Genomic DNA, 16,446 nt, shown 5'->3' on the forward strand with positions numbered 1-16,446 from the left:
TGGGCTAAGGTAGTCTTCAACAGCCCAACAGGGCGCTGAATACGCGGATGTAGCGCAGCTGGTAGCGCATCACCTTGCCAAGGTGAGGGTCGCGGGTTCGAGTCCCGTCATCCGCTCGGAGCTGGGAGCCGTGTGTCGACTTCGTTCGACCTCGGCTCCTCACCATTTCATTGGGGGGATCGAATCCCCCCAAACCCCCCTACGGTGCGGTGATCGGGTTTCGCTTGCTCCTTGCGTGGGGTGGCGTTCCCGGCCTGGTCGGGGACCAGCGTCTCTCGCCTTGCTTCGCTGCGGCCGCCTTCATCTCAACCTTCGCATCAGGGTCGCCTTGACATCTTGCGCCTTGGCATCGGGGGCCGCCGTCTTACTTTGCTTTGGTGGCTTCTTTTCAGGTTTCCAGGCGGAAGCCTATTTTCAGGGTTACCTGGTAGTGGGCCAGTTCGTTGTCCTCCACGTGGCCCCTCACGTTCGTCACCTCGAACCAGTCCACGTTTCTCAGTGTTTGGGATGCTCTTTTCACCGCTTTCCTTATTGCGTCGTCCACTCCCTCTTTCGAGGAGCCCACTACTTCGGTTACTCGGTACACGTGGTCCGTCATGGGTCGATGGTTGGGCTCGGCGCTGTCGTTCGCAAGCCGATGTTGCCGTGGGTCGTCGGCCTTCGGCCGTGTTGGTGGTGACGTGCTGGTTCGTCGGCCTTCGGCCGTGGGGTGGGGGCTGTCGGCCTTCGGCCGTGGGGTGGGTTTCCCTGGCTTTCTCCCCTGGCTTTCTCCCCGGGCTTTCTCCTGGGGTTTGTCCTGGGGTTTGGTTGTTCGGGTTGGGTTTTCGGGTTTTTTTGTTTTGGCAAGCAGCTGAATGGACCTTTTTGATGGTGGGAGGTGGGGGTCATCATGGTTTCGTCGGTTTTGGTGGGAGGAAGGTCGTTGCGATGGCGGAGGAACCACCTGCGCCTTTCACCCCTGCTGGCGAAGAGGCCGCCGCTCGGGCGGTGCTCAGTTCGCCCACCTGGGCTTTCGTCTTCGGGGCCGCCGGGGCTGAGGAGACCTCGAAGGTCGCCAACCGGCGGGCCTGGGACAGCGTCTTCCTCGAGCACCGGTTGCCCTCCGACGTTTCTCGGCGGTCCAGCGGTTCCGTCGTCTTCGGGGTTGCTTCGGAGGCTCCGATCGCCGTTGCTCCGATGGGGATTCCCGCTCAGGTTTGGCCGCACGGGGATCTGGAGATCGCCGCCGCTTGCGCCGAGGCCGGGATTCCCGTCGCCGTTTCGACCATGGCTTCCGCCCGGATCGAGGACATCGCCAAGTCCGGGGCCCGCTGCGCTTTTCAGCTCTACTGGCTGCGGGACGCCGCCCTGCGGCGGCAGTTGGTCGCGCGCGCCGAGGACGCTGGGTGCGTTGCGCTGCTGATCACCGTGGACGCGCCCGTTCGGCGGGGCTCAGAACGGGAGCGGCTCGTCGGCTACCGGCCCGGGGTCGACGTCGAACCGGTCATGGCCGGTAGCGCCGAGATCGATCCCTCGCTGAGCTGGCCGGACATCGAAGAGCTCATCGCTTCGACGCGATTGCCCGTGTACGTCAAGGGAATCCTGTCGCCCGAGGGCGCGCAGCGGGCCCAGGCCGCCGGCGCGGCCGGGGTGGTCGTGTCCAACCACGGCGGGCGGCAACTGGAGTGCGCACTGCCGACCGCGTTCGCCCTGCCGCGCGTGAACCGGGCGCTGCACGCGACCGACCGCGGCTTCGACGTGGTGGTCGACAGCGGCATCACGACCGGTACGGACGTGGTCCGGGCGCTGGCGCTGGGCGCGTCATCGGTGCTGATCGGGCGCCAGGTCCTCTACGGGCTGGCCCGGGGCGGAATGCAAGGAGTCCTGAGCGTTCTGCGCCGGATAACGGCGGAGTTCGCCCAAACCCTGATGATGACGGGCTGCGCGACCCCGGCCGAAGCCGCCAACCTCCACCCGCACGTCCTCGATGCCTGATCCGAATTCGCGACGGCGTTCCGGACCTGCGCGGGTTCTCGCCGGTCCGGAACTCGTCAGCCTTGATCAGCTCTCGGTCGGGACGTTGAGGCCGACCGGGCAGGAGACTCCCGTTCCTCCCAGGCCGCAGTAGCCGTTGGGGTTCTTCGCGTCGCTCAGGTACTGCTGGTGGTAGGTCTCCGCGTAGTAGAAGTCCTTGAGCGGGGCGATTTCCGTGGTGATCTCGCCGAGGCCCGCCGCCGTCAGGGCCTCCTGGAAGGCCGCCGCACTGGCTTCCGCCGCCGCCTTCTGGGCCTCGTCCGCGTAGTAGATCGCCGAGCGGTACTGGGTGCCGATGTCGTTGCCCTGGCGCATGCCCTGCGTCGGGTCGTGGTTCTCCCAGAAGACCTTCAGGACCTGCTGGTAGCTGATCGCCTCCGGGTCGAACACCACCAGGACCGCCTCGGTGTGGCCGGTCAGGCCCGAGCACACCTCTTCGTACGTCGGGTTGGGCGTGACGCCGCCGGCGTAGCCGACCGCCGTCGACCACACGCCGTCGGTGCGCCAGAAGGTTCGCTCCGCGCCCCAGAAGCAGCCCATGCCGACCACCGCGGTGGCGTAGCCCTCCGGGAACGGCGGCACGATCCGGCGGTCCGGGAACACCGCGTGCTCCGCCGCCACCGGGAGCGGGGTGGACCGGCCAGGCAGGGCCTCGGCCGGGTCGATCAGCCTGGTCTTGTCACCGAAAAGCGCCATGCACCCGAGGGTACGCGGTGCTCACTGACCGTCCTGCCGCTTGGGATACGGCCGGACCGGCCGGGTTTCCTCCGCCGGGGCGGGCGGCGGCTCGGGGCGGGCATGGCGGCCGCCCGTGCGGCGGACCGGCGGCCGGGCCGGTGGCGGCCCGGAGTCCAGGTCCCCGGACAACCGCTTGGCCAGCACCGATTCATCCGGCGGCGGCGCGGGCAGGCGGGCAGGCCGTTGCTCCGCCGAGCGGCGGGTGCGCGCGGGCGGCAGCGGGGCGCCGTTCATCGGCAGGCCGTTGAGCCGGGCGCGCGGCGGGCCGTCCGGTCGGGGTGCGGGTGCGCCGTCCGGGCGGGGTTGGCCGTCCGGTCGGGGCGCGCCGTCGATCCGCGTGCCGCGCGGCGGAGTGCCGGGGCGCGGCCTGTCGACGCCGTTCGGAGCGCCTCCCGGGCGCGGGGCGTCGCTCGGCGGTCCGGCTGGGCGCGGGGTGCCGCTGCCCGGACGTGCGACATCTCCCGGGGATCCGGCGGGGCGCGGAGTGCCGCCAGGTGGGGTGCTCGACCGCGAGGCGCCGCTCGCGGGCCGGCCGCCCGGGCGGCCGGGGTGGGCACGGGGCGGCTCCGGGCCGGGCGCCGGTGGGCGCGGCAGCGGGCGGCGCTTCGTCGTCGCCTCGTGCGCGGGCGTGACCGCCTCCGGCTCCGCCGGTTCCAGGTCGTCCAGGTCGTCGAGGTCTTCCGGGTCCTCCTCGACCTCGTCGAGGTCTTCGAGATCGTCCTCGACCGGCTCGGGTTCCTTCTTCGGCGCCGGGGTGAAGTAGTGGCGCAGCTTCAGCGTCGGCTCTTCGACGAACTTCCAGGACAGCGTGCCGATGCAGTAGGCCAGCGGGGCGGCGCAGATCAGCATCAGCCACTGGTTGTGGATCCCGGCCATCGCCAGCAGCTGCTGGATCGGGAAGCCCCACACGTACACGCCGTAGCTGCCGTTGACCCACACTCCCGGAACCGTCAGCCGCGCAGGCCAGAAGTGCCCGGCCACGACCACCGCGTAGCTGACCGCGAAGGTCATCCAGAACGAGCCGGTGATGCTGTTGGGCATCAGCACCAGCACCGCCAGCCCGGCGCCGGCCGCCAACGGCGACAGCGGGATCCGGTACAGGTTGACCACCACGCCGAAGGCGAACGCGACCAGGAACGCCACCAGCGACTCGACCGGCACGCTGAAGAACGAGCCCGCCGACTCCGAACCCGGCAGCTGCTCCAGGTGCCGGTCCCACGCGATCAGCCCGATCAGCGCCACCGCCATCACCCAGCGGTAGCGGTGCTTCGCGGCGCCGACCAGCAGCAGCGCGTAGAGGCCCGCGTAGGCGATCAGCTCCATCGGCAGCGTCCACAGCGACCCGTTGACCGCGTTCGGCCACGGGTTGTCCACGAACACGCCCGGCAGCTCGTGCTTCAGCGTGAGCAGGCCGGCGTTGTTGACGACGTAACCCCAGGTGCCGTTGGCCGCGAAGTACTCGCCGACGGACAGGGTCGTGATCATCGGACCGATGATCAGCGCCATGGCGAACGAGACCGTGAGCATGGGCGGCCACAGGCGCAGGACCCGCTTCGCGGCGAACCTGCCCGGATGAGGGTCCCGGATCCAACTCTCCGTGATCTGGAAGCCGCTCATCGCGAAGAAGCCCATGAGGACGCCCTCGTCGGGCTGCAGCGGCCAGTCCGACGGGAACAGGTCGCCCGTTCCGGCCAGCGGTGAACTGTGCCCGTAGATCACCACGAGCGCGCCGATCATGCGGATCCAGGCGAACCCGTGGTGCGGCTCGGCGAACCACTCGGGGCGAGCGTGGACGACCCGCGCGTCATCCACCCAGATCACCCCATCAAGTCATGTCCCCGGCCGCCGAAGTCAACGCTGCGTAGCCTAGCCCGCGACCTGACGGTTGTGGACCCATTACCTCCTCGCGACCCGGTCGGGCCAGACCACGCCTCGGATCGTTATCCGGCCGGTGCCCCGCGTTCCCCCTTGCGGGTGCCAGAATGGCGGTCGATCGCAATGGGGGCGTTCGAGCGAATTCTGGGAAAGGGCGCATCGGTGACCTGGCAAGACGAGCTGCAAAATCTCGACGCCGAACTCGCGGCGGGGAGGATCTCCGCCGAGGAGTACCGCCAGCGGCGCGACGCCGTGCTAGGTCGGGCCCAGAACGGGCAGGGCGGACCCACCTCCGGCGGATTCCCGCAGCAGGACCCGTCCTCCGGCGGGTTCCCCCAGCAGCAGCCGCAGGCCGGACCGCAGTCCGGGGGATTCCCCCAGCAGCAGCCGCAGACGGGACCGTCCTCCGGCGGGTTCACCCAGCAGGACCCGCAGGCCGGACCGCAGTCCGGCGGGTTCCCCCAGCAGGCGGGGCCGTCCTCGGGTGGGTTCCCGCAGCAGCAGCCGCAACAGCAGCAGTCCAGCCCGTTCCCCCCGGCGTTCAGCTGGGGAGACGCCGCCCAGTCCGCTCAGCAGCAGCAACAACAGCCGCCGCAGCAGCAGGGCGGGGCGCCGAGCGAGGCCACGCAGGTCGTGCCCAACCCGCTCGCGCAGCAGCAGGCACCCCAGCAGCAGGCGCAGCCGCAGCAGGCGCAGCCGCAGCAGGCGCCGCCGCAGTCTGACTCCGAGAGCACCCAGGTGGTCAGCCTCAGCCAGCAGCCGCAGTGGGGCCCGCCGCAGCCGCAGTGGGGCCCGCAGCAGGGCTGGGGCCCCGTCGAGAGCACCGGCACGCCGTGGGGCGACGACCTGCCGGGGACGCCGGAGCACGGCGACGCGTCGTGGATGCGGCAGGGCCCCGAGGTGTTCGAGACGGCGAGCAAACCCGGCAAGGGCAAGCTGATCGCCGGGCTGTCCATCGGCGGTGTGCTGCTGGTCGGCTTGATCGTGGCCGGGATCTTCTACTTCACCTCGGGCGGCGGGACCACGCCGACCGAGACGACGGCCGCTCCGCCGCCACCGCCCCCGGTGCAGACCCAGGAGCTGCCCGCGCCGCCGCCGGCGCGCCCGAACCCCCCGGCCAGCCCGCAGGAGGTGCTGGTCGCCGCGCCCGGCCCGGCGCACCCGTGGTCCGGGCCGCTCGACCTGCCGAGCCTGCAGGGCGCCAAGGCCGGTCTGCTGCAGCCGAAGGCGGTGCTCGACTCCGCGATCCAGCGCGGGCTGATCGACGGCTGGTTCAACGGCGCCGAGGGCACCCCGAGGACGACGATGCTCGCGCTGCAGCTGCCCGACGCGAACGCCGCCAAGCAGGTGGTGGACCAGTACCTGGGCGCCCAGCAGGGTCTGTCCGAAGTGGACGACCTGTCGTACCAGGGCGTCAAGGTGGTGAACGCCGGCGGCGTCTACCGCACCGCCTACGTCGCGCACAACTGGGCGATCATCATCGACGCCACCGGCCCGTCGGACCAGAAGTCGGCGGTCCAGCAGTCCTTCAAGTCGACCCTCGACCAGCAGGTCAACCACCTGCCCCCGACGGTCCGCGACTGACCTCACCCGCCGTCCCCCGCAATTTCAATGGAAATCGAACCTCTGATTTCCATTGAAATTGCGGGGGTTCTGTGTGTCTGGGCCCGACACACCGGGGTGTGCCGGGCCCAGCCCCGTCGGGTCAGGCCTCGTAGTCGGTGGTGGCGAGGATGCCTTCGAGGGCCGTCCGGGAGACGTCCGGGCCGAACTGGGCCGCGATGCCCTTCTTGCCCGCCTCCGACATCCGCCGCCAGGCATCGTCGTCGGTGAGCAGCCGGACCGCCGCATCCGCGAGCCCCGCCGCGTCGTCGGCGACCAGCACGTCCTCGCCGTTCGTCAGGTGCATGCCCTCGGTCGCCACCGACGTGCCGACCACCGGCACCCCGAGGCTGAGGCTCTCGCCGACCTTGCCCTTGACGCCGGCGCCGAACCGCAGCGGCGCGAGGGTCACGCGGCTCGCCGCGTACTGCGGCTCCAGCTCCGCGACCCAGCCGTGCACCTGCACGCCGCGCCCGGCCAGCTCGCGAACCTCGTCGGTCGGGTTGCTGCCGACGACGTGCAGCACCGCGTCCGGGCACTTCTCCCGCACCAGCGGCATGATCTCGGACGCCGCCCAGCGCACGGCGTCGATGTTCGGCGGGTGGTCGAAGCTGCCGACGAACAGCAGGTCCTTGCGCCCCTCCGGCTTCGCCGGGCTCCAGTCGACCTCGTGCACGTTGGACAGCACCCGCACGTCGGCGTCCGGCACCAGCTCGCGCAGCAGCACCTGCTCCGCCTCGGACACCACCAGCGTGACGTCGCAGGAGCGGGTCAGCCCGAGCTCCATCTGCCGCGACGCGAAGGCCTTGCGCCGCAACGCTTCCGCCCGCGCCGCATCGCCCTGCTGCTCGGCGACCTCTGCCTGCCGTTCCAGCCGGAGGAAGTGCACGTCGACGGTGTCGTAGGCGATCACGGCCTGCGGCGCGCAGGTGCGCAGCTCCTCGACGAGGCTCCACGCGACCTGCGGACGGGACAGCAGGGCCAACGAGATCTCCGAGCCCGCCTCGTGCAGGAACGCCTGCTGCAGTTCGGGTTCCGGCAGCACCGTGACGCCGAGCTGCTGCAGCTGTGTGGTGTAGGGCTCCAGGCGCGCGTGGTTGCCGGGGAAGAACACCACCCGGCAGCCGAGCTGGACGAACTGCTCCAGCACCCGGCGGATCCGCACCGAGCCGGAGTCGAAGTCCGGGCGCGGCACCTGGTGGTCCTTGACCAGCACGATCGGCCCGTGGTGGCCGCGGGTGCCGCGCTGCCGGGCGAGCCAGAGGTTGCGCGGCGAGGCTTCCGGCAGGTGTTCGGCGGCGAGCGTGTCGGCCCACTTCTCCACGAACACCTTGCGGTTGAGCTCCTGGTGCTTCTTCACGCCGGTGCTGAGGTCGGTGCCGTTGGACACGCCCTCGTGGTGCACGACGACGGCCTTCGGCTGCACCACGGTGCGGTAGCCGGCCGCGCGCACCGCGAACGCCAGGTCGGTGTCCTCATAGTAGGCGGGCGCGTACCGGGTGTCGAAGCCGCCGACCTGCCGGAACACGTCGGTGCGGACCAGGATCGCCGCGCCGGAGCAGTAGTCGACGTCGCGCACGACGTCGAACTCGGCGCCGCCGTTGGTGGTGTTGCGGCCGTAGTTCCAGCCGTTGCCGTCGGCCCACACGATGCCGCCGCACTCCTGCAGCCGGCCGTCCGGGTAGACGAGCTTGGCGCCGACCAGCCCGATGCGTTCGTCGCCGCGGATGGTGTCCATCAGGATGTCCAGCCAGGACTCGGTGACCTCGGCGTCGTTGTTCAGGAAGAACAGGTACTCGCCGCGCGCGTGCTCGGCGCCGAGGTTGCAGGCGCCGATGAACCCGAGGTTCCGCTCGGCGCGCACCAACCGGACGCCCTCGCAGGCGGCGAGCTTCTCGGCGCTGTCGTCCGGCGAAGCGTCGTCGACGACGATCACCTCGAACGGCACGGACACCAGGTGCCCGCCGAGGAACCGCAGGCACTGCCGGGTGTAGGGCCACTTGCCGTGCACCGGCACGATCACGCTGACCAGCGGTTTGTCGCTGTGCGGCACCGGCAACGGCCCGGTCTCGACGGCCTCGTCGACCTGCGGCACACCGGGCTTGCGCCCGAGCGCGATCTCGTACGCATCGCGCCGCGCGGTGCCGCGCGGCGCTACGCGCTCGATGACCTTCCGGTACTTCGTCACCGCGCGCTGCACCAGCGCGGAGTTCTGCGCCGCGAGCTCCGCGTTCGCGGCACCGAGCTCCGCCGCTTGCCGCTCGGCGTCCGCTGCGCGTCCCTCGAGCCGCGCGACGGTGTCGCGCAGCCACTCGATGCGCGCCGCGTCGCGCTCCGCGCTCTGCTGGCTCTCCTGCAGCTCGCCGCCGATGCGATCCAGCTCGGCTCGCAGCTGCGCCTGCTCGCGGACGCCCTGGTCGGCGCGCCGCTCTTCCTTCTTGCGCAGCTCTTCGAGCCGCGCTATCGAGTTCTTGAGCTCTTCGGCCTCGGCGCGGTTGCGCTGGTAGAGCTCGTTGAGCTTGGCGACGTCCGCGACCGCCACGTCGCGTTGTTCGATGATCGGCGCGACGTCGCCGCCGCGGCGGATCAGGGTGAGGTCGGCGTCGGTCAGCAGCGCCGCGGCGGGCAGTTTCGGCAGGTGCTTGTCGGAGGCGATGCCGAGCAGGTAGGTGTGCGGCACGCCCTGCCGGACCGACCACTCGCCGTCACGGCCCTGGATGGTCTGCAGCCGGACGCCTTCGATCGCGGTGTCCGGGTCGCCGTGGTCGGCGGGGGTGAGCAGCGATCCGACGGTGACGTTCTGCTTCAGCACCGCCACGTGCCGGAACGCGTCCTCCAGCAGCTTCTCGTACTGGTCCGAGGTGAGTTCCTTGACGTGGTACGGGTTTTCGTTGCCGTGCTCGTGCGAGTAGACCGCCGTGTCCGGGGTGCTGCTCAGGAACAGTCCACCTTGGACGAGCCGGGACCTGACCATGGCCAGCACCGCGTCGTGGTCTTCGACGTGCTCGATCGCCTCGAAGCAGACGATCACGTCGAAGGGCTTGGCGTCGGCGAGCAGCTCGGGGTCGGTGATCGAGCCGACCTCGAAGCTGACGTCGCGGCCGCCGTAGTTGTGCCGGGCGTGCTCGACCGTCGCCGGGTCGATGTCCACGCCGACCACCTCGGCGCCTTCGGCTGCCAGCAGCGCCGCGCCGTAGCCCTCGCCGCAGGCGAGGTCGAGCACCCGCTTGCCGCGCACGAAGCGGGCCGCGAGGGCGTAGCGGTGGTAGTGCTCGTAGATGACTTGGACGTCATCGGTCCACGGCACGCAGCGCTCGCCGGTCCAGTCGATCAGCCGCTTGTCCATCCGGTCCCTTACGACGTGATTGAGTCCCACAGCAGGCTAGCGCCCCGTTGCGGCGTCCCAGGGCGATACTCCGGAACCAGCCCGCGCGCCCGGCCGGTCTTCGACAACCAGGCAACGAAACATCCGCAATGCGGAATTTGAGTTCCGGGGAGTCCGATTTTGCCTAAAATTGGGCCACCTCGGAAGGGACCCGTCCAGGGCTCGGAGCGCCCCAATTTCAGGCAAAATCGGGCGGCCCTCCGGTCTCCCGACGCGCCCCAGATGAAAAACCTCTCATCTTGTTTTCATCCTCGGCTCCCGGCGGGCGGCGAGAGTGGTGCCATGAGGTCGGTTCCGAAGGCGGTTCTGCTGATCGCGGCGTTGGCGCTGCCGATCGCCGCCGTGCTGGTGAGCTTCGCGCTCACCGACGGGCCGCGCACCCCGCAGGTGCCGGCCACCGTGCAGGTCGGCAGCTCACCGGGCCCCGAACCCAGTCGGTCGGCGCCACCGGCCTCGACCGTCGTGCCCACCGAGCTCCCGCCGCCGGCCCCCGACGACGATGACGACGATGACGACCACGACGACGACTGAGCCCACCGCGACCAGGTCGTTCGCCAAGCTCCCCGGCCGCCGCGGCACCCGCATCCCGGCGCGCGCGCAGATCATGGGCTGGCTGCTGCTGGTGCTGGTCGTGGTGCTGCTGGCGGTGATCTTGATCGTCCGCTCGTTCCTGCACAACGACGTGAACGACCAGGTGACCGCGTCGATGGAGCAGGAGGCGCACGAGTTCGTCACGTTCGCCGAGCGGGGCCGCGACCCCGCCACCGGGCAGCTGTTCACCGCGCCGGAGCAGCTGTTCAACTCCTACCTGTCGCGACAGTACCCAGACCGCGACGAGGCCCTGATCGGGGTGTGGGAGACGCCGACCGGCCTGCGGCCGCTGTCCCAGGAGCAGGACGACGAGATCGACCGGTTCGCCAAGGACCAGGCGCTGCTGCAACAGATCGTGGCCGCCCCGAACAGCTACGGCTGGCTCGACACGCCCGCCGGGCAGATGCAGTGGCTCAAGGTGCAGACCGAATCCGAGCAGGGCGGCCGGGCCTGGTTCGTGGTCGAGCGCTACACCGCGTCGGCGATGGCCGACGCGGACCGGACCGTGCAGGTGCTGCTGCTGGTCAGCGGCCTCGGCGTGGTGATCGCGGCGCTGTCGTCGTGGGTGGTGGCCGGGCTGATCCTGGCGCCGGTGCGGGCCGTGCGGCAGGCCGCGGCCGAGATCAGCGAGCACGATCTGACCAGGCGCATCCCGGTCGAAGGCCGGGACGACATCGCCGCGCTGGCCGACCAGTTCAACGCGATGCTCGACCGGCTGGAGGACGCCTTCCGCATCCAGCGCCAGTTCGTCGACGACGCCGGGCACGAGCTGCGGACGCCGATCACGATCGTGCGCGGCAACCTGGAGCTGCTCGGCGACGACCCGGCGGAGCGGGAAGAAGTGGTGCGGCTGTGCACCGACGAGCTGGACCGGATGACCCGCATCGTCAACGACCTGCTGATGCTGGCCAAGGCCGACCGGCCCGACTTCGTCACCGCGGCGCCGGTCTCACTGGCCGAGCTGACCAGCGACATCGAGGCGAAGGTGCGGTCGCTGGCGGACCGCCGCTGGGTGCTCGACGACATCGGCGAGGGAGAGGTGCTGGTCGACGAGCAGCGGATCACCCAGGCGATGGTGCAGCTGGCGCAGAACGCGGTGCAGCACACCGAGCCGGGTTCGGAGATCCGCATCGGTTCCTCCCTCGCCGACGGCGCGGTGCGGCTGTGGGTGACCGACCACGGCCAGGGCATCGATCCGGCCGAGGTGTCGAAGATCTTCGACCGCTTCACCCACGGCAGCAGCCACGGCAAGGGCGGCGCCGGGCTCGGGCTGGCGATCGTCAAGGCCATCGCGGACGCGCACCACGGGCGGGTGCGGGTCGTGTCGCAGCCCGGCGAAGGCGCCACCTTCGCCCTGGAACTGCCCGCCGCCCCACCCCACAACGCGACCGAGGAGACCACTGCATGAGCAAGATCCTGATCGCCGAGGACGAGGCGCGGATCGCGGCGTTCATCGAGAAGGGATTGCGGGCCAACGGCTTCACCACCACCGTCGTCGGTGACGGCGACGCAGCCCAGGACTACCTGCTGACCGGCGACTTCGACCTGGTGGTGCTCGACCTGGGGCTGCCCGGCAAGGACGGCTTCTCGGTGCTGCGGGCGGCGCGGGCCCAGCACGTGACCGTGCCGGTGATCATCCTGACCGCGCGGGACGGCGTGCACGACACGGTCGCCGGGCTGGAGGGCGGCGCGGACGACTACATGACCAAGCCGTTCCGGTTCGAGGAGCTGCTGGCGCGGGTGCGGCTGCGGCTGCGGCCGGTCGACCGGGTCCCGGAGATCACGGTGCTGCGCGACGGCGAGCTCTCGCTGGACCTGCGCACGCGGCGCGCGCAGGTGCCGGAGGGCACGGTCGACCTGACGGCGCGCGAGTTCGCGATGCTGGAGCTGTTCCTGCGGCACTCCGGGCAGGTGCTCTCCCGCGAGCAGATCCTGTCGCACGTGTGGGGCTACGACTTCGACCCGGGTTCCAACGTCGTGGACGTCTACGTGCGGGCGCTGCGCCGCAAGATCGGCACCGAGCGGATCAGCACCGTCCGGGGCATGGGCTACCGGCTGGGCGCCTGAAGCCCGGCGCGGAGCGGGCGGCGTTTTCGCGCGAAACCGGCGTTCCGCGTGAGGAGACGGCGCCGCTTTCGCGCGAAAACGGCGCGCACCGAAGCCGGGGCGAGGCTCAGGTCATGGGGCGTAGCGGAGGATCGCCGCGGTCGCGCCGCCTCCCGGGATGTCCTCGCTGCGCACCGCCATGACCCGGCCGTCGGTGAGCCAGACGCGGCGGGCTATTTCGTCCACCACGCCGTAGGACACCGCGTCGTCGGCCTGCTCGAACGTCACCGCACCCGCCTCGTCGATGAAGCCCGGGACCACGTTGTCGATGTCCACGAACACCGTGTCGACCGCGCCCATCGTCGCGTGCCGGGCCACGTCCGCGATGTCCGTGACCGCCCGGCCCTGGCCGGTGCGCTGCTCGAACAGCTCGTGCAGCTCGCGCAGCCGGTCGGCGTGCAGGTCGTCGAGGACCTCGCGCGTCGCCGACGCCAGCTCGCGGTCGCTGCTCTCCTCCGGGTTTCCGGTCAGGCCGACCGAGGCGAGCTCCGAGGCGGTGCTGACCGACCGGAAGATGCTTGCCAGCGGCTCGGTCGCCGCCAGGACCAGGGGCACGTCGCCGCGCAGCACCGGCCGCAGCGCCCGGTCGACCTGGCGGGAGAACTGGCCCATCCGGACCTTCGAGCCCTCGCCGCCCTGGAACCGGCGGCGCGGCAGGCGGTCGGTGACCGACTCCTTGCCCACCGAACTCGCCAAGTCCGCGGGCATCCCAGGCACGTCCACGACGACCGGGTCCATCTCGGGCACGACCTCCAGCAGCCGCACCGAGTTCTGCGCGAGCGCCAGCAGCAGCGCGGTCTGCGGGAAGGTGATCGAGCGCAGCAGCGGCTTGAGGTGGAACCGGTCGGACACCTCGACCACCGCGTTCAGGCGGTTGGGCAGCCGGAAGGTGGTCAGCGAGGTCGGCGTTGCGAACAGCGCGAGGCTGCGGGCCTGGAAGCGCCAGAACTCCTCGTCCTCGGCCAGGTCGGCCAGCTGGCCGCTGATGCCGGCCACGTCTTCCTTGGCGGCGCCCGCCCGGCGGAGCTGGTCGGTCGCCTGCCCGGCGAGGTTCTTCAGCTCGATGCGCTCGGCGTCGCCACCGGAGGCCGGGCTGGTCGGCAGGTACAGCGAGACGCTGATCGGTTCGCGCGCGGTCAGCAGCGCGTCGACCTGCGCCCGCGTCGGGATGTCGGTGTGCAAGATCGCCATCGGTGCCCTCCCCAGGCGGAACGTCCGGCACCGGCGACGCTACCGAGGTCCCGGCGAACCGGCAGGGCGACGGAGCTCACCCGGCTTCGCCCGTTCCGACCGGCCCGTACCTGCGGTTAAGGTGGTCGGCGTGAACTCGCACTGGCACCGCGTTCTGCCGCCCCCGTCCCGCTGACGGGCGGCGAACCTCCAACACCCCGAAGGCACCGCAGTTTCAATTGAAACTGCCAGGTCCGGGTCCTCCCACGCAGTTTCAATTGAAACTGCACGCACCCACCGGGGTTGACGCGCGCCCGTTCGACGAGTCCTGACGGTTCGCGAACGGAAGAGTTCACCTTGACTGATCAACTGCTCACCGCACCCGCTCCTGCCCGCGGCTTCGTCGCCGGCCCGCTGCCGGTGCTGCTCGCGGCGTTCCTGTGGGGCACCACGGGAACGGCCGCCAGCTTCGCCCCGGCCGCCGCGAGCCCGCTGTCGATCGGCGCCGCCACCATGGGCGTCGGCGGCGTGCTGCTGCTCGTGATCGCCGGGCGGTCCGCGTTCGACGTGCTGCGGTCCGGCCGGACCGGGCTGCTGCTCGTGGGCGCCTTGGCCGTGGCGGTCTACCCGCTGGCGTTCTACTCGTCGATGGCGCTCGCCGGGGTCGCCATCGGCACCGTCATCACGCTCGGCTCGGCGCCGGTGTTCGCCGCGATCCTGGAACGCGTCGTCGACGGCGTCCGGCTGGATCGCCGGTGGGCGCTGGCCGCCGCGGTTTCGGTGCTGGGTCTGCTGCTGATCACCGTCGGCGGCGAGAGCGGCGTCGGCGCGGACGTCGTCGTGGGTGCCCTGCTCGGCTTGCTCGGCGGCGCCGCGTACGTCGCTTACTCGTGGGCGGCCGCGCGAATGATGCGCGGCGGCCACGGCTCGCGCGCGGTGATGGGCGCGATGTTCGGCGCCGGCGCCGTCGTGCTGCTGCCGGTGCTGGCGTTCACCGGCGGCCCGCTGCTGAGCTCCCCGTCCGGGCTGCTGGTGGCGGGCTACCTCGCGGTGATCCCGATGGGACTGGCGTACCTGCTGTTCGGGGCCGGGCTGCGCCGCACGTCGGCCAGCGTCGCGACGACGCTGAGCCTGCTGGAGCCGGTGGTGGCCGCGCTGTTGAGCGTGCTCGTCGTCGGGGAACGGCTGGGCATCGCGGCGTGGTGCGGCGTCGCGCTGATCGGCATCGGGTTGGTGCTGGTCAGCACGCGCCGCTGAGAACCTGTGCACAGCTGTGGATAACTTTCTCCACAGCTGTGCACAAACCGGTCGCTCAACCAGGTGTTTTCGCAGCTGAGCACCCTGTTGGCAAAGTTGTCCACAGGCTTGTGGACAACTGCGCGGCAAAGATGAAGTGCTCCTCATGGGCGGTTCACGCGCGGTTCAGCCGCGGGACAGATCGTTCATGACGTGCACAGCCACGAGGACACCACGCAGCTGGTGCGCACCGAGTTCGCCACGAGCCCGGTGCGCACCGCCCGCGTGGCATCCGACCCGAGCGCCGGGCGCGGCTGGGCCATCGGGATCACCCTCGGCGCGCTCGGCCTGCTCGGGCTGATGGCGGTGCTGACCGCGCCGGAGGACGGCGGGGCCGACCAGCTCGGCCGGTCCGGGCTGATCACCATCCTGGTGTTCGCCGCCGCCGTGGCCGGCTGGATGAGCAACCGGCTCGACGACACCTTCGTCGCGCTGTCCGCGGCGGCCGTGCTGGTGGTGCTGGGCGCGCTGGACGCCGAGGAGCTGTTCGAGTCGCTCGGCGCGGACCAGATCTGGCTGCTGGTGGCGGCGTTCGTGCTGGCCGCCGGGATCAACCGGACCGGCCTGCCCGCCAGGCTGGCGATCGCGCTGGTCGGCCGCGCCCGGTCGGCGCGCGGCCTGGTGCACCTGATCACCGCGAGCCTGGTGATCACCGCGCTGCTGGTGCCGAGCACGAGCGGGCGCGCGGCGCTGGTGCTGCCCATCTTCCTCGCGCTGGCGGACGCGTTCGCGCACCGGCCGCGCCTGGTCCGAGCCCTCGCCGTGCTGTTCCCGACCGTCGTGCTGCTGTCGGCGATCGCGACGCTGGTCGGCGCCGGGGCGCACCTGATCACCAGCCAGGTCCTGGACAGCACGATCGGCGCGGGCATCGGCTTCGGCCAGTGGCTGCTGTGGGGCCTGCCGTTCGCCGTGGTCAGCTCGCACCTGGCCGCAGAGCTGGTGCTGCTGCTGTTCACCGGCCGTGCGGAGCGCCGGGCGCGGCTGCGGGTCGACGCCGCCGCGCTGCGCGAGCAGCTCGACGTGCCGCCGCAGATGCGGCGCGCCGAAATCCGCGCCATCGGTCTGCTCGGCACCGTCGTGCTGCTCTGGAGCACCGAGCCGCTGCACGGCCTGTCGCCCGCGCTGATCGCGTTGGCCGGGGCGCTGCTGATCGCCTCGCCGCGGTTCGGGACGGTGCGCATCGGCGCCGCGATCTCCGAAATTCCCTGGTCGTTGCTGCTCTTCATGGCCGCCACCACGGCGCTCGGCGCGGTGCTGACCGAGTCCGGGGCCGCCGGCTGGGTCGCCGCGAACGCGCTCGTCGGCGACAGCACCGGCGCCATGCTGATCGCCGTCGTCGCGTTGAGCGTCGCCGCGCACCTGCTGGTGCAGTCGCGGTCCGCGCGGTCGGCGGTGCTGATCCCGCTGATCGTGCCCGCCGCCTTCGCGGTCGGCATGAACCCGGTCGCGCTGGCCTTCGCCTCGACCGCCGCGGCGGGCTTCTGCCACACGCTGCCGTCCTCGGCCAAGCCGGTCGCGATGTTCGCCCGGCTCGACCACGCCTACACCCCGCGCGACCTGCTCAAGCTGTCCGCCCTGCTCGGCCCCGCGCTGGGCGCGCTCGTCGTGCTGTTCGCCCTGTTCGTCTGGCCGGCGCTCGGCCTGCCGCTCACCTGATAAGTCCACAGTGG

The 16,446-nt window shown here is 71.1% G+C and carries 12 protein-coding genes and 1 tRNA gene; 8 read left to right on the forward strand and 5 right to left on the reverse strand.

Going from position 1 to position 16,446, the window contains the following annotated elements:
- Positions 1 to 43 precede the first annotated feature (43 nt).
- Positions 44 to 116, forward strand: a tRNA-Gly gene (locus tag E1288_RS01035).
- Between the two features lie 272 nt (positions 117 to 388).
- Here E1288_RS01035 and E1288_RS01040 read toward each other — a convergent pair.
- Positions 389 to 598 carry a dodecin gene (locus E1288_RS01040; protein WP_132479339.1) on the reverse strand — a complete coding sequence of 70 codons (210 nt, stop codon included), beginning with the start codon at positions 596 to 598 and terminating at the stop codon, positions 389 to 391.
- 329 nt (positions 599 to 927) lie between these two features.
- On the opposite strand from E1288_RS01040, the gene E1288_RS01045 reads away from it, so the two are divergent.
- Positions 928 to 1,974, forward strand: a complete 1,047-nt coding sequence (locus tag E1288_RS01045; protein ID WP_165967923.1) for an alpha-hydroxy acid oxidase — start codon at positions 928 to 930, stop codon at positions 1,972 to 1,974.
- A 66-nt stretch (positions 1,975 to 2,040) separates the two neighbouring features.
- Here E1288_RS01045 and msrA read toward each other — a convergent pair whose 3' ends face one another.
- Both msrA and E1288_RS01055 read right to left on the reverse strand, forming a co-directional pair.
- Positions 2,041 to 2,709: a peptide-methionine (S)-S-oxide reductase MsrA gene (msrA, locus tag E1288_RS01050; protein WP_132479343.1), complete on the reverse strand. Its 669-nt coding sequence runs from the start codon at positions 2,707 to 2,709 to the stop codon at positions 2,041 to 2,043.
- Between the two features lie 21 nt (positions 2,710 to 2,730).
- Positions 2,731 to 4,563, reverse strand: coding sequence for an acyltransferase (locus tag E1288_RS01055; RefSeq protein WP_235883247.1), 1,833 nt, complete (start codon positions 4,561 to 4,563; stop codon positions 2,731 to 2,733).
- Between the two features lie 225 nt (positions 4,564 to 4,788).
- Between E1288_RS01055 and E1288_RS47815 the strand changes: the two genes are divergently transcribed.
- Positions 4,789 to 6,210: a hypothetical protein gene (locus E1288_RS47815; RefSeq protein ID WP_207954103.1), complete on the forward strand. Its 1,422-nt coding sequence runs from the start codon at positions 4,789 to 4,791 to the stop codon at positions 6,208 to 6,210.
- Positions 6,211 to 6,331: 121 nt separating this feature from the next.
- Here E1288_RS47815 and E1288_RS01065 read toward each other — a convergent pair whose 3' ends face one another.
- Positions 6,332 to 9,574: a glycosyltransferase gene (locus tag E1288_RS01065; RefSeq protein ID WP_132479347.1), complete on the reverse strand. Its 3,243-nt coding sequence runs from the start codon at positions 9,572 to 9,574 to the stop codon at positions 6,332 to 6,334.
- Positions 9,575 to 9,895: 321 nt separating this feature from the next.
- Here E1288_RS01065 and E1288_RS01070 point away from each other — a divergent pair, with 321 nt between their 5' ends.
- Genes E1288_RS01070 through E1288_RS01080 form a run of 3 tightly spaced genes read left to right on the forward strand, consistent with a single transcriptional unit; the run spans position 9,896 to position 12,271 of the window.
- Positions 9,896 to 10,144 carry a hypothetical protein gene (locus tag E1288_RS01070; protein ID WP_132479349.1) on the forward strand — a complete coding sequence of 83 codons (249 nt, stop codon included), beginning with the start codon at positions 9,896 to 9,898 and terminating at the stop codon, positions 10,142 to 10,144.
- Positions 10,122 to 11,612 (forward strand): sensor histidine kinase, encoded by a 1,491-nt coding sequence (locus tag E1288_RS01075; RefSeq protein WP_132479351.1) that lies wholly within the window; start codon positions 10,122 to 10,124, stop codon positions 11,610 to 11,612. The genes E1288_RS01070 and E1288_RS01075 overlap by 23 nt, the downstream gene beginning before the upstream one ends.
- On the forward strand, positions 11,609 to 12,271 hold the full coding sequence (locus tag E1288_RS01080) for a response regulator transcription factor (RefSeq protein WP_132479353.1): 663 nt from the start codon (positions 11,609 to 11,611) through the stop codon (positions 12,269 to 12,271). Before E1288_RS01075 ends, E1288_RS01080 begins: the two co-directional genes overlap by 4 nt.
- A 111-nt stretch (positions 12,272 to 12,382) precedes the next feature.
- Here E1288_RS01080 and E1288_RS01085 read toward each other — a convergent pair whose 3' ends face one another.
- Positions 12,383 to 13,501, reverse strand: a complete 1,119-nt coding sequence (locus E1288_RS01085) for a baeRF11 domain-containing protein (protein WP_132479355.1) — start codon at positions 13,499 to 13,501, stop codon at positions 12,383 to 12,385.
- A gap of 336 nt (positions 13,502 to 13,837) precedes the next feature.
- Between E1288_RS01085 and E1288_RS01090 the strand changes: the two genes are divergently transcribed.
- Together E1288_RS01090 and E1288_RS01095 are read left to right on the forward strand one after the other, a co-directional pair.
- Complete coding sequence (locus E1288_RS01090; RefSeq protein WP_235883248.1) at positions 13,838 to 14,737, forward strand: DMT family transporter; 900 nt, start codon at positions 13,838 to 13,840, stop codon at positions 14,735 to 14,737.
- A gap of 192 nt (positions 14,738 to 14,929) precedes the next feature.
- Positions 14,930 to 16,432, forward strand: coding sequence for an SLC13 family permease (locus E1288_RS01095; protein WP_235883249.1), 1,503 nt, complete (start codon positions 14,930 to 14,932; stop codon positions 16,430 to 16,432).
- Positions 16,433 to 16,446 lie beyond the last annotated feature (14 nt).

The sequence above is a fragment of the Saccharopolyspora elongata genome, assembly GCF_004348985.1.
GTDB classification, from domain to species: domain Bacteria; phylum Actinomycetota; class Actinomycetes; order Mycobacteriales; family Pseudonocardiaceae; genus Saccharopolyspora; species Saccharopolyspora elongata.